Below are 14,539 nucleotides of genomic sequence, written 5' to 3' on the forward strand. Positions count from 1 at the left end.
TCCAGGACCGCGTCTAGAGCAGGAAAGGCAGACGATGTCGCCGAATTCAACTTCACCGCTGGTCGGCAGCCCGCCGGCCGCGGCGACGAGCGGGGCGGAGCCCGCCGTGCGGCTGCGCGATCTGCGCAAGTCCTTCGGCCAGGTGCACGCCGTCGACGGGGTCGACCTCGACATCGCCGGCGGGGAGTTCTTCTCCATGCTCGGGCCGTCGGGATCGGGCAAGACGACGGTGCTGCGCATGATCGCCGGATTCCAGCTGCCCACCAGCGGCACCGTGGAACTCGACGGCCGGGACGTCAGCCGGGCGGCACCGTTCCAACGCGACGTCAACACGGTCTTCCAGGACTACGCCCTGTTCCCGCACATGACCGTGCTGGGCAACGTGGAGTACGGGCTGCGGGTCAAGCGGGTGCCGAAGGCGGAGCGCCGCGAGCGCGCCCTGCAGGCGCTGCGCAGCGTGCGGCTGGGCGAGCACGGCGACCGCAAGCCCTCGCAGCTCTCCGGCGGCCAGCGCCAACGCGTGGCGCTGGCGCGAGCGCTGGTCAACCGGCCCAAGGTGCTGCTGCTGGACGAACCGCTGGGCGCGCTGGACCTCAAGCTCCGGCAGGAGATGCAGCTGGAGCTCAAGCAGATCCAGCGCGAGGTGGGCATCACGTTCATCTTCGTCACCCACGACCAGGACGAAGCGCTGACGATGAGCGACCGCATCGCGGTGTTCAACCAGGGCCGCATCGAGCAGGTCGGCACCCCGGCGGAGGTCTACGAACAGCCCGCCAGCCCGTTCGTCGCCGGATTCGTCGGCACCTCGAACCTGCTCAGCGGTTCCAACGCGGAAGCGGTCATCGGCAGGCCGGGCGTCTACAGCATCCGGCCCGAGAAGATCCGCATCGACGCCGACCTCGACCGCGGCGCGGCACTGGGCGAAACCAGCGCCGCCGGCACGGTGACCGACGCCGTCTACGCCGGGGCGTCGGTGCGCTACGAGGTGTCGCTGGACGCGGGCGCGCGGCTTTCCGTGGTGCGCCCCAACTCCGGCACCTCCGACGTCGACCACCCAGCGGGCAGCAAGGTCCGCCTCGTCTGGCGCGACGAGCACAGCTTCCAACTCACCGAAGCCGATCGCTGATCCCTCCGACGAACGGGAGAAATCCGATGCGCAACCGCAAGAAGATGAGCCTGCTCGCGGGCGTGCTGGCCGCCACCACCGCGGTCGCCGCCTGCGGCACGGCCGGCTCCTCGAACCCCGCGCCCGGCGGCCACGGCTTCAAGCCGCCCGCGCTGCCCGCCCTCGACGCGCTCGGCCAGCCCGAGGGCGAGCTCAACGTCCTCGCCTGGCCCGGCTACGCCGAGGACGGGTCCAACGACCCCGCGGTGGACTGGGTGACGCCGTTCGAGCAGGAAACCGGCTGCCAGGTCAACGTCAAGCCGTTCGGCACCTCCGACGAGGCCGTGAACCTGATGAAGACCGGCCAGTACGACGTGATCTCCGCATCGGGTGACGCCTCGCTGCGGCTGGTGGCGGCGGGCGACGTCGAACCGGTCAACACCGCCCTGGTCCCCAACTACGACGACGTGTTCCCGTTCCTGAAGGACAAGCCGTGGAACAGCGTCGACGGCACCTCGTACGGCGTGCCGCACGGCTGGGGCGCGAACCTGCTGACCTACCGCACGGACAAGGTCCAGCCCGCCCCCGACTCGTGGTCGGTGATGTTCGACCCGAACTCGCCGCAGAAGGGCAAGGTCATCGCCTACGACTCGCCGATCTACATCGCCGACGCCGCCCTCTACCTGATGAAGCACCGGCCCGAACTGGGCATCACCAACCCCTACGCGCTCGACGACGCGCAGTTCCAGGCCGCCGTCGACCTGCTCAAGCAGCAGCGGCCGATGGTCAGCGAGTACTGGTCGGACTACCTCAAGGAGAGCCAGGCCCTCAAGAACGGCGACGCCCACGTCGGAACCGCCTGGCAGGTCACGGTGAACCTGACCCAGTCCGAGGGCGCCCCGGTCGCCGCCACGCTGCCCACCGAAGGCGCCACCGGCTGGTCGGACACCTGGATGGTCTCGTCGAAGTCGAAGCACAAGACCTGCGCCTACAAGTGGCTGAACCACATCGTGAGCCCGCAGGCCAACGCCAAGGTCGCCGAGTACTTCGGGGAATCCCCGGCCAACCCGAAGGCGTGCGAGTTGACCGAGGACCGCAACCACTGCACGACCTACCACGCCGGTGACGCCGGTTACGCCTCGCAGATCTGGTACTGGACGACGCCGATCGAGCAGTGCCTCGACGGGCGCACCGACGTGAAGTGCAAGGACTACGGCGAGTGGACTCGCGCCTGGACCGAGATCAAGGGCTGACGCGAACCGCGGCCGGTGGGTGCGAGGGGCGTCCACCGGCCGCTCACCCCCGACGAGCGAGGATCGAGAGAGATGACAACCACGGCCTCCGCCGAGCGCGCTCCGCGCCGGTCGTCGAGCTTGCTGTACCGCAGACCGCGGCTTCGGCTGGGACTGCTGCTGTCCGCGCCGATGCTGTGGCTGGGACTGGCCTACCTCGGTGCCCTGGCCGCCCTGTTCATCACCGCGTTCTGGAGCACCGACCCGTTCACCGGCCAGGTGGTGATCGAGTGGTCGCTGGACAACTTCGCGACGCTGCTCACCGACGAGGTCTACCGGACCGTCACGCTGCGCACGGTCGGAATCGCCCTGCTGGTCACCGTCGTGGACGCGGTGATCGCGTTCCCGATGGCCTACTACATGGCCAAGTTCGCGTCGCCCAGGGCGCAACGGCTGCTGGTCATCGCGATCATGACCCCGCTGTGGGCCAGCTACCTGGTCAAGGCCTACGCGTGGCGGGTCATGCTCTCCGGCAACGGCGTGGTGCACTGGCTGCTGAGCCCGCTGGGCCTGGACTCCCCCGGTTACGGGCTGCTCGCCACCGTGATCACGCTGTCCTACCTGTGGTTGCCGTACATGATCCTGCCGATCTACGCGGGCCTGGAACGCCTCCCGGACTCCCTTGTGGACGCTTCCGGCGATCTGGGGGCCAAGCCGTGGCGCAGCTTCCGGTCGGTGGTGCTGCCGCTGGTCTTCCCGGCGATCGTGGCGGGCTCGATCTTCACGTTCTCGCTGTCGCTGGGCGACTACATCGCGGTCAAGATCGTCGGCGGCACCAACCAGATGCTTGGCAACGTCGTCTACGACAACATCGGCGCCGCCAACAACCTGCCCTTCGCCGCGACGGTGGCCACCGTCCCCGTCGTGATCATGCTCTGCTACCTGGCGGCAGTCCGCCGAACCGGCGCCCTCGACAACCTCTGAACCCCACTCCCGCAATTTCCATTGAAATCGGAGGTTCGATTTCAATGGAAATTGCGGACCCGGGAACCCGTTTCGAAGACCAGACCTAGGCCCACTCCCGAAACAGCCCCTCTAGGAGCCGCTGCGATGAGTGCTTCCCGAACGACCCGGCTGGTGCTGCTGGGCGCGCTCGTTCTCGGACTGGCGGTGATCTACTTCCCGCTGCTGGTCGTGCTGCTCAACTCGGTCAACGCCGACACCACGTTCGCCTGGCCGCCGTCGTCCTTCACCCTGGAGTGGTGGCACCGGGCGCTCGGCAACCAGGGCGCCCTCGACGCCCTGGCGACGAGCGCGCTGGTCGGCGTGGCCTCGACCGCGATCGCGCTGGTCCTCGGCACGATGGCCGCATTCGCCCTGCAGCGGTTCCGGTTCTTCGGCCGCGACCAGGTGTCGTTGCTGATCATCCTGCCGATCGCGTTGCCGGGGATCGTCACCGGCATCGCGCTCAACAACGCCTTCCGCACCATCCTGGGCATCGATCTCGGCCTGTTCACGGTCATCGTCGCGCACGCGACGTTCAGCATCGTGGTGGTGTTCAACAACGTCGTGGCCCGGCTGCGGCGGATGGGCGGCAACCTGGAGGAGGCGTCGATGGACCTCGGCGCGGGCGGAGCCACCACGTTCCGCCTGGTGACGTTCCCGATGCTGCGCTCCGCGCTGCTGGCGGGCGGACTGCTGGCGTTCGCGCTGTCCTTCGACGAGATCATCGTCACCACCTTCACGCTCGGCACCGGGATGGAAACGCTGCCGATCTGGATCCTCAACAACCTGTTCCGCCCCAACCAGGCCCCGATCGTCAACGTCGTGGCGGCCGTGCTGATCGTGTTCTCGACGGTCCCGGTGTACCTGGCGCAACGGCTCTCCGGCGACACCAACGCCGGCGGCCGCCTCTGAACCGCACCGAGTCCACCCCCAGCAGATTCCCCAGGCATGACGAGCGGTCCCGCACGACTTGTGACATCGCGCCCAGGCGTGCGGGACCGCGGGGAAGGCGCGCCCGTTGTCAGGCATGCTCTACGCAACGGGCCAGGTCCGCGACCGAGCGGATGCTGGTGGTGGACTCGGGTGGTGCCAGGTGACCTTGCAACAGCTTCGCTACTTCCTCGCCGTCGCGCGCGCCTTGCACTTCACCAAGGCGGCCGAGGCGGTCAAGGTGGCGCAGTCCTCGCTGAGCAACCAGATCCGGGCCCTGGAGGCAGAACTGGGCGCCGAGCTGTTCATCCGCGCCCGCGGCGAGGTGATCCTCACGCCCGCCGGGGAGGCGCTGCTGCCGATCGCCACCCGGATGCTGGCCGACGCGGACGTCGCCAAGCGCGAAGTGGCCGACGTGGTCGGCGTGCACGGCGGGCTGGTCCGCCTCGGAGCGCCCCCGAGCCTGTGCGTGACGGTCCTCGCCGACGCCCTGCGCGCCTTCCACCGCGAGCGCCCGGGCGTGCGGCTTTCCGTGCGGGAGAACGGATCGCGCGACCTGGCGAGCGCGCTCCTCCACGGTCAGCTGGACCTCGCCCTCGTCGTCCTGCCGACCGGCGGCGTCAGCGACCAGCCCTCGCTGTCGATCACGCCGCTGCTGACCGAGGAGCTCGTCGTCGCAACGGCCGCCACCGGCACCAAGCGGCCGAGCGCGCCGATCCCGATCGAGGCGCTGCGCAACCGGCAGATGGTGCTGTTCCGCGAGGGCTACGACCTGCGGGAGACGACCCTGCGCGCGTGCGCGGAGGCCGGCTTCACCCCGAAGCTGGCCGTCGAGGGCGGCGAGATGGATGCCGTGCTGTGCTTCGTCGAGGCCGGGCTGGGGGCGGCGATCGTGCCGAGGATGGTGCTTTCCGGGCGCCCCGGCCTGCGCGGCACCCGGCTCGCTCGCCCTGGCCTGCGCCGCACGATCGGCCTCGCGCGCAGGACCGACACGGCGCCGACGAACGCGGTGCGCGCGTTCGAAACAGCGCTGCTGGACTTCCTGCGCAGCACGGCCGCCACCGGCGACCTGCCCAGCGGAGTCGAGTTCATCGGCGGAACACCGGGCTGACCGACCAGCACCGCCGCCGCGCCCGTGTAGAGCGCAAGCCAGAGCGGTGCGGGCAGATCCGACCGCTCGCCGACCCCGTGGCCCAGTGCCATGGCCGCCCCTCCCATCGCGTCCCGGAGAACTGACGATGGCGACGGGCCCGATGTGACATCCGGACCAGCCGGTGCCGAGACCTGGGACACACCTGCGGCGCCGCGAGACCCCTCACGAGCGGCGATCGCCTCGGGCTATCGAGCCCAGCGTCTCACCATATTGGACAGTGCCGGAGCGCCGCGCCTAGCTTGCTTTCGTGACTCTCCAAGACGAACGAGTCGAACCCGCGCTCCCGGCCCGCGCTCGAAGGCCCGCGGCCGGGCGCGGGCGCCGCCGGACGTCGATCGGCAGGCTGTGGTCGTCGACGGCCGGCAAGAAGATCGCCATGGCGGCGTCGGGCGCCATCCTGCTGCTGTACGTGGTGGCGCACATGCTGTCCAACCTCAAGGTCTTCATCTCCCCGGCCAGCATCGACGCGTACGCGGTGTGGCTCCGCAGGCTGTTCGACGGCCTGCTGGGGTACGAGGGCTTCGTGTGGGTCGTGCGGCTCGTGCTGCTGGCCGCCGTGCTGCTGCACGCGACCGCCGCCTACCAGCTGGCGCGCCGGGCGAGGGCGGCCCGGCCGGTCGGCTACCGGCGCCGCCCGAAGGTGCAGGCGGGGTACGCGGTGCGCACCATGCGGTGGGGCGGCGTGATCCTCGCCTTCTTCGTCGTCTACCACCTGCTCGACCTCACGACCGGCCACGTCAACCCGCACGGCGTGCACGGCGAGGTCTACCGCAACGTGGTGGCCAGCTTCCAGCGCTGGTACATCGCGCTGTTCTACGCGCTGGCGGTCTGCTCCCTCGGCCTGCACATCCGGCACGGGTTGTGGAGCGCCCTGCAGAGCCTCGGGGCGATGACCGCCGCGCGGCAACGAGCCGCGAAGCTGACCGCGCTCGTGGTCGCGATCGCCATCACCGCCGGGTTCCTCTCCGTGCCGTTCGCCGTGGTGACCGGGATTCTGAAATGAGGGCAACGATGCCGCTGTACACCGAGGGCGAGCCGATCGCGGACGGCAAGGCACCGGACGGGCCGATCGCTCGCCGCTGGGAGCAGCGCCGGTTCTCCGCGCGGTTGCTGAGCCCCAACAACAAGCGCAAGCGCACGGTGATCGTGGTGGGCACCGGGCTCGCCGGCGGTTCGGCCGCGGCCACGCTCGGCGAGCTGGGCTACCAGGTCTCCTCGTTCTGCTACCAGGACAGCCCCCGCCGGGCGCACAGCATCGCCGCGCAGGGCGGGATCAACGCGGCGAAGAACTACGCCGGCGACGGCGACAGCGTGTACCGGCTCTTCCACGACACCATCAAGGGCGGCGACTTCCGCGCCCGGGAGTCCAATGTGCACCGGCTGGCCGAGATCAGCACCCAGATCATCGACCAGTGCGTCGCGCAGGGCGTCCCGTTCGCGCGCGAGTACGGCGGGCTGCTGGACACCAGATCCTTCGGCGGAGCCCAGGTTTCCCGCACCTTCTACGCGCGCGGCCAGACCGGGCAGCAGCTGCTGCTCGGCGCTTACCAGGCACTCGCCCGCCAGATCTCCGCGGGGACGGTGACCATGCACCCGCGGACCGAGATGCTCGACCTGGTCGTGATCGACGGCCGCGCGCGCGGCGTGGTGGTCCGCGATCTGGTCAGCGGCCGGGTGTCCACCCACCTCGCGGATGCGGTGGTGCTCGCGACCGGCGGCTACGGGAACGCGTTCTACCTGTCCACCAACGCGAAGGGCTGCAACGCCACCGCGATCTGGCGCGCGCACCGCCGCGGCGCGCTGTTCGCCAACCCGTGCTTCACCCAGATCCATCCCACGTGCATCCCGGTCAGCGGGGAACACCAGTCCAAGCTGACGCTGATGAGCGAGTCGCTGCGCAACGACGGCAGGGTGTGGGTGCCGCAGGCGCGCGGCGACACCCGCCCGCCGGAGCGGATCCCCGAAGCCGAGCGCGACTACTACCTCGAACGGATCTACCCCAGCTTCGGCAACCTGGTGCCGAGGGACATCGCCTCGCGGGCGGCCAAGAACGTCTGCGACGAGGGTCGCGGGGTCGGGCCCGGCGGGCGCGGCGTGTACCTCGACTTCGCCGACGCGATCGAGCGGCTCGGCGCGGCCGCGGTGAAGGCCAAGTACGGCAACCTCTTCGAGATGTACGAGCGGATCACCAACGAGGATCCGTACCGGGTGCCGATGCGGATCTACCCGGCCGTGCACTACACGATGGGCGGCCTGTGGGTCGACTACGACCTGCGCAGCACGATCCCGGGGCTGTTCGTGATCGGCGAGGCTAACTTCTCCGACCACGGCGCGAACAGGCTCGGGGCGAGCGCCCTGATGCAAGGCCTCGCCGACGGCTACTTCGTGCTCCCGAGCACGATCGGCGACTACCTCGCCGACTGTCCTGCTGAGACGGTGACGGACAGCCACCCGGACGCCGTCGCGGTGGCCGGCGAGGTCCGCGAGCGCATCGACCGGCTGCTCTCGGTCGGCGGCGGTCGCACCGCCGACTCCTTCCACCGCGAACTCGGCGGCATCCTGTGGGAGCACTGCGGAATGGAGCGCGACGCGGCCGGGCTCCGCGCGGCGATCGACCAGATCTCCGCGCTGCGCGGGGAATTCTGGCGCGACCTCCGAGTTCCCGGCACCGGCGCCGAGCTGAACCAGTCGCTGGAGCGGGCCGGCCGGGTGGCCGACTTCCTCGAACTCGCCGAGCTGATGTGCGTCGACGCGCTGCACCGCGAGGAATCCTGCGGCGGGCACTTCCGCGCGGAGCACCAGACCGAGGACGGAGAGGCGCTGCGCGACGACGAGAACTTCGACTACGTGGCGGCCTGGGAGTTCACCGGCACCGGCAACTCCCCCGTGCTGCACCGCGAGCACCTGCAGTTCCACGAAGTCCGGCCGAGCCGGCGAAGCTACCAGTGATCAGCGGAGGCGATCATGCGTTTCACCCTGCGCATCTGGCGCCAGGACAACCAGGACTCGGACGGGCGGCTCGTCGAGTACGTCGTGGACGACGTGCTGCCGGACATGTCCTTCCTGGAAATGCTCGACGTGCTCAACGAGCGGCTCGCCGCCGACGGCGAGCAGCCGGTCGCGTTCGACCACGACTGCCGCGAAGGCATCTGCGGCATGTGCGGGATGATGATCGACGGGATCGCGCACGGGCCGCAGCGGGAGACCACCACCTGCCAGCTCTACATGCGGCACTTCGACGAGGGCAAGCCGATCACGATCGAGCCGTGGCGGGCGAAACCGTTCCCGGTCGTGCGCGACCTGGTGGTGGACCGGAGCGCGTTCGACCGGATCATCGAGTCCGGCGGCTACATCAGCGCACCGACCGGCAGCGCGCCGGACGCGCACGCGGTCCAGGTGCGCAAGCGCGACGCGGACCGCGCGTTCGAGGCCGCGGCCTGCATCGGCTGCGGCGCCTGCGTGGCGGCCTGCCCGAACGGCTCCGGGATGCTGTTCACGGCGGCGAAGGCGACCCACCTCGGCAGCCTCCCGCAAGGCCGGCCGGAACGCCTCAGCCGCGCGGAGAACATGCTGGAAACCCATGACGACCTGGGTTTCGGCGGCTGCACCAACACCGGAGAGTGCACGGTGGTGTGCCCGGTGGGCATCCCCCTCGAAACGATCGCCCGGTTCAACCGCGACGTCCTGAAGGCATCCCTCCACGACACCGCGGCGAGCTGACCGGTGTGGCGCGGCGCCCGGGGTTTCAGCCCCGGGCGTCGTCGGCCGACCAGCCCCGGAGGCTTCCGCAGTACGCCGCCGCCAGGCGGCGGCTCACCTGTTCCTCGGTGAGCCCCACCGTGTCCATCAGATCGAAGATCTCGCGCGGGTCGAACAGGATGTTCCAGAGGAAGATGCCTTCGTCGCCCGGTTCCGGCAGGCCCAGCTCCGCCGCCGCTTCGGCGATCGGCCGCGCGAGCGCCTCCTCCTGAACCGTCAGGTAGCGCGCACCGGAACGAAGCCGGGCCAGATAGCCCTCGTCCGACCGGGTGTGCACCATCGCGCGCCCGTGCTTGACCACGAGGCGCACCCACTCGGCGCTGACGTCGGCGAGCAGTGCCACCCCGTGGCTCTCGGACTTCTGGCTGAACTTGAGCAACATCAGCCCGACGTCGAACCGGTACTCCGCGAGGATCTCGTCGACCGAGCCGAAGTGGCGGTACGCCGTGGCCGCCGCGACTTCGGCTCGCTCCGCGACGTCGGTCATCTTCACGGTGGTGCCGCGCCGGCTGACGAGGAAGGCCGCCGACTTGATCAGCCGCCGTCGATTCCGCTCCGTGTCACTGCGCACGATCCCCCCTGCTCCTCAGCTAGTTCCCTTCCGACGCCCGCGCATCGAAACCTGCGCCGGGACTCCCGGAGGCCGCAGTTTCAATTGAAACTGCGGTCCCTCGAGGCGCGCCCTTCGCGCATCGCCCTGGTCACGGCGATCTTACGGCTCGTCGCCGATCAGCCGTGCGACCGGCGCAGCGCGGCGAGACCTTCGCCGAGCCGGGCGACGCCGGCGCGGATCGCTTCTTCGCTCGCCGCGTACGACAGGCGCAGGTGGTTCTCGCCGTGCGCGCCGAACTCGCCGCCCGGACGCACCGCGACGCCGAACTCGCGGAGCTTCGCGACGAGTTCCGCCGACGGGATGTCGAGGTCGTAGCGCGGGAACTGGTAGAACGCGCCCTCCGGTGCGCTCAGGGCCAGGCCCGGGATCGCGGCGAGTTCCGCGCGCATGATCTCGCCGCGGTGCTCGTACGCGGCTCGCATCCTGGCGATGTCGGCATCACCGGTCCGCACCGCGACGAGCGCGGCGTCCTGGATGAACGTGTTCACGGAGCCGTTGAAGGTGTTGTGGATGCGCGCGGCGGACTGGATGAGCGGCGACGGGCCCCACAGGTAGCCCACCCGCCAACCGGTCATCGCGTAGCTCTTGGAGAAGGTCTGGCAGTAGATGGTGCGGTCGCGCAGGCCATCGACCGAGATCGCCGAGGCGAAGGGCCGTCCGGTGTAGTCGAGGTCGGCGTACGCCTCGTCGGAGATGACGATCGTGGGCGTGCCGTCGAGCAGGCCGGCGAGCGCGTCCAGTTCGGCGCGGCTGTGCACGATCCCGGTCGGGTTGCTCGGGTTGCAGAACACGAAGAGCTTCGCGCCCGCGAGGGCGTCGGCCAGCCGGTCGAGGTCCCAGTGCAGGTCCGCCGCCAGCGGGACGGGCACGACGACGCCGCCGGCCATGCTGACCAGGTCGGCGTAGAGGGAATAGGTGGGGTCCGGGATGACCACCTTGTCGCCGGGGTTGACGATGCCGAGGATCGACGCGGCGAGGCCGGCGGTTCCGCCGTGCGTGATCAGGACGTCGGCGGCGGAGACCGGCGTTCCGGCGATCCCGTGCAGCTTCCCGGCGAGTGCTTCGCGCAGCTCCGCCTCACCGAGCAGCGGCGAGTAGTGGGTGCGCCCGGCGCGCAGCGATGCGGTGGCGGCCTCGGTCACCTGCTCGGGCGTGTCGAAGTCGGGCTCCCCCATCGCGAGCGACACGAGGTCGCCGGAGGACTGCGGTTGCTGCTTCCGGCGGGAAGCCGCGGCGATCCGGGCGACGGCTTCGGCGGGCGCGAATTCGGGCAGCTGCGTCGTGACGGTGAGCGACATGCGGGTCTCCTGGAGCAAAGGGGCGTTCAGTCCTGGGGCGTGGCATCGGCGGGAGCACCCGCCCAGCGGCTGATCTCGAGGTCGGCCGAGGTGTCGCGCTGGCGGGTGGGGGCGACGACGATCTCTTGGAGGACGACGCGCTGGGGAAGCGTGACGGCGAGGCGGATGGCCTCCGCAACGTCCTCGGGCTGCACCATGTTGGCGCGCTCCGCGGCCGCCGGCGGCCGGGCCCGGTTGTCGAGGATGGGGGTGTCCGCCTCGCCGGGCAGCACGGTGATCGCCCGCAGTCCCTGGTTGCGGAACGTGTTGTGCAGGAAGGTCATGAAGTTGCGGACGCCGGCCTTGGCCGCCCCGTAGGCGGCGCCGCCGAGCAGGTTGGGGTTCACGGCGGCGAGCGATGACACGGTGACGATCGTTCCGGTGCCGCGGCCGAGCATGTCGGGGAGCACCGCCTGGGTCAGCTGGAAGACCGCCGTGAGGTTCACGTCGAGGACTTGCCGCCACTCCTCGTGCGGAAGCCACTGCGGGTTCAGCACCGAGGACGAGCTTCCCGCGTTGTTGACCAGGACGTCGACCGGGCCGAGCTCGGCGTGGACCTGGTCGAGGACCCGGGTCACGTCCGCGGTGCTGGTGACGTCCGCCGCGATCGCGCGAGCCGCCCCGCCGTCGGCGCGGATCGCGTCCGCGACGCCGTCGAGCGCCTCCTGCCGCCGGCCGATCAGCACGACGGTGGCGCCGTCGCGAGCGAGCAGCCGGGCGGTCTCGAGACCCATCCCGCTGCCGGCCCCCGTGATGAGCGCGGTCTTGCCAGCCAACGTCGTCACCGTTCTTCCTCCCACGGACAGATACGCGAAATGTCTCGCAAATGAGAATAGATTCTCAACTAGTTCCGGGGCAAGTGCGCCGCGAAGCCGAGCGCGTCGAGCGCCTCCGCCACCGCGTGCTCCAGCGCCCGAAGCTCGCCTTCCAGCTGCGCGAACCGGCGGACCGAGCTCTCCCGGTCGATCCACCGGAACCGCAGTTCCCGCCCCGGGCCGGCTTGACCGAGCAACGGCAGCGACGCCCGCGAGGCGACGCCGACGATCGGGTAGCCGGCCGTCAGGCTCCGGTACCTGCCGAGGACGATGAGCTCGTCCGCGTGCGGGATCTCCAGCGCCCCGACGGGGACCCCGTGCGACACGATCTCGGTGTCGGTGTCCGGGTGCAGCACCGGCCCGTCGAGCCGCAGGCCGACGTGGTTCGAGCGATCGGTGACGACGTACGCCGACTCCTCGATCAGCTCGCGGATGCCCGGGATCGAGCGAATGCCATGGCTCTCGACGACGTCGACGACCCAGGGGCCGTCATCGAGCCGCAAGGCCGGAACGGGGAGCCGGAACAGCGGCTGGCCGAAGAACCCGCGCCGGAAGCCGCGGAACTCCGTGTCCAGCAGCACGCGCGAGCCCTTGGCGATGGTCTGCCCGAACCCCATCCGCGCATCCGGGGCCGCGCTGCCGAGGAAGGTCTCCGCGGCGATCGAGCCGTTCACGGCCAGGTACGTCCGGGTGCCGAGACGCACGTCGCGGACCCGGACTTCGGCGCCCGCCGGCACCACCACCGGCGACCAGCTGCCGACGGCCGCGCCACCGACGGTGACGCGAGCGGGGGCGCCGGTCACGGCGACCAGCACGTCGCGGTCGGGGACGAGCGCCAGCTCGCCCCCCAGGCTCTCGATCAGCGTCGCGTCCCGGGGATTGCCCACGAGGAGGTTCGCGACGACCGCGGAGTGCTGGTCGGCGGCGCCGCCGGTGGGGACGCCGAGGCGTTCGGCATCACGCCGCCCGAGGTCCTGGAACGTCGTGATCCACCCGGTGTCGATGACTTCCAACGCCACGGCCGTCATGCCGACACCTCCACCGGCAGCAGGAAGTCGCCGTGCAGCGCCGTCGCCTCGTCCCGCGTGACGGGCACGAACCGCACGATGTCGCCGGTGCCGAACGAGACCGGATCCGGGCGGGAGATGTCGACGATCGTGTGCGGCGTGCGCCCGACCACCCGCCAGCCGGTCGGCCCGGGGAACGGCTGGATGATCGCGTTGGTGCCGGCGATCATGATCGCCCCGGGGACGACGTCCGTTCGCGGCTCGGCGCGGCGGCGCACGGGCCGGGGCACCCTGAGCCCGTCCATCATCGGCGCCATCGCCGCCCCCAGGAGGGAGATCGTGAAGGTGGATCCCGCGATCGCCTCGACCACCTCGGCCGGGGCCAAGCCCACCTCCTCGGCGACGGACGCCAGGTCCGGCCCGGTCTCGTCGTCGAAGACGACCGGGATCGCGAACTCGTGAAACGCGCGCGCCCGCGCCGGATCGTCGGCCGGCGCCAGTTCCGCCAGCAACCGAGCCGCGTACGCCACGTGCTGCGGCGCGGTTTCCAGCGGGTCGAACTCGATCAGCAGCGATTCGAGACCGGATACGACGTCGAGCACGCCGCACGGACGGCGCGCCAGGAACCGGTCGCGGAACCTGACGATCTCCGCCCTGCGGGTCGACTGGTCGGCATGGGGAATCTTCACCATCACCGCCGAATCCCCGAACGGTTCGACGGCGATGCCGGGTTGTGCAGTGGTCATCGTCTAGATCGCGCGCTCGACCTCTCAGCGGACGAGCGCCGCCTCCGCTTTCTCGGTCAGGACGTCCTGCAGGCCGGTGGCGCGGATGCCCGCAGCGTCGAGCGCGGCGCGCAGCGCGGTGCCGTTCTCGAGCACGGTGGGGTGATCGCCGTGGAGGAGCAGCACGTCGGCGTCGTGACCGAGCTGCACCACGTTCCCGTTGACCGAGCGCACGGTGCCCTCCTGCACGACCTGTACGGCCCGCTCGCCGATGAGCTCGGGGTCGTGGATCAGGCCGCCTTCGTGCGAGCGCGGGACCGGCATGCCGTCGTCGCCGTACCCGCGGTCGGCGAGGAACACGTACCCGACCGCGAGATCGCGCTTGCGCGCCTCCTCGGCGAGCAGGCCGCGCTGGCAGATGACGATGTAGTCCTTGTCGTACGCGGCGATCGCGTCCGTGATGGCGCGGGCGTGCTTGGCGTCGGTCTGCGCGATCGAGCCCATCCGGCCGTGCGGCGCGACGTGGCTGATCGTGCCGCCGTGCACTCGCGCGAAGGCGTCGAGCGCCCCGATCTGGTAGAGGACGTCGGTGCGGATCTCCTCCTCCGACGCCTCGATGAGCCGGCGGCCGAACCCGACGAGGTCCGGATACCCGGGGTGCGCGCCGAGTTCGATGCCGCGGGCGACGCATTCGGCGACGGTCTGGTCCATCACGCGCGGGTCGCCGGCGTGGAAGCCGCAGGCGATGTTCGACGAGGTGACGAGTCCGAGCAGGGCGCCGTCGTCGCCGATCGTGTAGTTGCCGAAGCTCTCGCCGAGGTCGGCGACGACGGCCACGGAATTGATTCCCATGTTGTC

General features: G+C 70.5%; 14 protein-coding genes. 8 read left to right on the forward strand and 6 right to left on the reverse strand.

Going from position 1 to position 14,539, the window contains the following annotated elements:
• Positions 1-34: 34 nt before the first annotated feature.
• From AB0H93_RS12315 to AB0H93_RS12350, 8 genes are all read left to right on the forward strand, one after another.
• Entirely contained in the window at positions 35-1,126 is a 1,092-nt protein-coding gene (locus AB0H93_RS12315; protein ID WP_358571499.1) for an ABC transporter ATP-binding protein, read from the forward strand.
• A 26-nt stretch (positions 1,127-1,152) separates the two neighbouring features.
• Complete coding sequence (locus AB0H93_RS12320; RefSeq protein ID WP_358571501.1) at positions 1,153-2,358, forward strand: ABC transporter substrate-binding protein; 1,206 nt, start codon at positions 1,153-1,155, stop codon at positions 2,356-2,358.
• Positions 2,359-2,430: 72 nt separating this feature from the next.
• A complete protein-coding gene (locus AB0H93_RS12325) occupies positions 2,431-3,321 on the forward strand; it encodes an ABC transporter permease (RefSeq protein WP_358571503.1) in 891 nt (296 codons plus the stop codon).
• Between the two features lie 126 nt (positions 3,322-3,447).
• On the forward strand, positions 3,448-4,254 hold the full coding sequence (locus AB0H93_RS12330) for an ABC transporter permease (RefSeq protein ID WP_358571505.1): 807 nt from the start codon (positions 3,448-3,450) through the stop codon (positions 4,252-4,254).
• Positions 4,255-4,435: 181 nt separating this feature from the next.
• Entirely contained in the window at positions 4,436-5,383 is a 948-nt protein-coding gene (locus AB0H93_RS12335; protein WP_358571507.1) for a LysR substrate-binding domain-containing protein, read from the forward strand.
• 289 nt (positions 5,384-5,672) lie between these two features.
• Positions 5,673-6,428, forward strand: coding sequence for a succinate dehydrogenase cytochrome b subunit (locus AB0H93_RS12340; RefSeq protein ID WP_358571509.1), 756 nt, complete (start codon positions 5,673-5,675; stop codon positions 6,426-6,428).
• Between the two features lie 8 nt (positions 6,429-6,436).
• Positions 6,437-8,374 (forward strand): fumarate reductase/succinate dehydrogenase flavoprotein subunit, encoded by a 1,938-nt coding sequence (locus tag AB0H93_RS12345; RefSeq protein WP_358571511.1) that lies wholly within the window; start codon positions 6,437-6,439, stop codon positions 8,372-8,374.
• A 15-nt stretch (positions 8,375-8,389) separates the two neighbouring features.
• The gene (locus AB0H93_RS12350; protein ID WP_358571513.1) at positions 8,390-9,145 is read left to right on the forward strand and encodes a succinate dehydrogenase/fumarate reductase iron-sulfur subunit; all 756 of its coding nucleotides are present in this window, start codon (positions 8,390-8,392) and stop codon (positions 9,143-9,145) included.
• A 25-nt stretch (positions 9,146-9,170) separates the two neighbouring features.
• Here the strand turns inward: AB0H93_RS12350 and AB0H93_RS12355 are convergent, their stop codons facing one another.
• The 6 genes from AB0H93_RS12355 to AB0H93_RS12380 all read right to left on the reverse strand — a co-directional run bounded on the left by AB0H93_RS12355 (position 9,171) and on the right by AB0H93_RS12380 (position 14,533).
• The gene (locus tag AB0H93_RS12355; protein ID WP_358571515.1) at positions 9,171-9,755 is read right to left on the reverse strand and encodes a TetR family transcriptional regulator; all 585 of its coding nucleotides are present in this window, start codon (positions 9,753-9,755) and stop codon (positions 9,171-9,173) included.
• A 158-nt stretch (positions 9,756-9,913) separates the two neighbouring features.
• Positions 9,914-11,095: an aminotransferase class I/II-fold pyridoxal phosphate-dependent enzyme gene (locus AB0H93_RS12360; protein WP_358571517.1), complete on the reverse strand. Its 1,182-nt coding sequence runs from the start codon at positions 11,093-11,095 to the stop codon at positions 9,914-9,916.
• Between the two features lie 26 nt (positions 11,096-11,121).
• Positions 11,122-11,919, reverse strand: coding sequence for an SDR family oxidoreductase (locus AB0H93_RS12365; protein WP_358571519.1), 798 nt, complete (start codon positions 11,917-11,919; stop codon positions 11,122-11,124).
• 59 nt (positions 11,920-11,978) lie between these two features.
• The gene (locus AB0H93_RS12370) at positions 11,979-12,977 is read right to left on the reverse strand and encodes a biotin-dependent carboxyltransferase family protein (protein ID WP_358571521.1); all 999 of its coding nucleotides are present in this window, start codon (positions 12,975-12,977) and stop codon (positions 11,979-11,981) included.
• A complete protein-coding gene (locus tag AB0H93_RS12375; protein WP_358571523.1) occupies positions 12,974-13,702 on the reverse strand; it encodes a carboxyltransferase domain-containing protein in 729 nt (242 codons plus the stop codon). Before AB0H93_RS12375 ends, AB0H93_RS12370 begins: the two co-directional genes overlap by 4 nt.
• A gap of 24 nt (positions 13,703-13,726) precedes the next feature.
• The gene (locus AB0H93_RS12380; RefSeq protein WP_358571525.1) at positions 13,727-14,533 is read right to left on the reverse strand and encodes a 5-oxoprolinase subunit PxpA; all 807 of its coding nucleotides are present in this window, start codon (positions 14,531-14,533) and stop codon (positions 13,727-13,729) included.
• Between the last annotated feature and the right edge of the window lie 6 nt (positions 14,534-14,539).

The organism is Saccharopolyspora sp. NPDC050642 (assembly GCF_040654735.1).
In the GTDB taxonomy this organism is placed as follows: Bacteria; Actinomycetota; Actinomycetes; order Mycobacteriales; family Pseudonocardiaceae; genus Saccharopolyspora; species Saccharopolyspora elongata.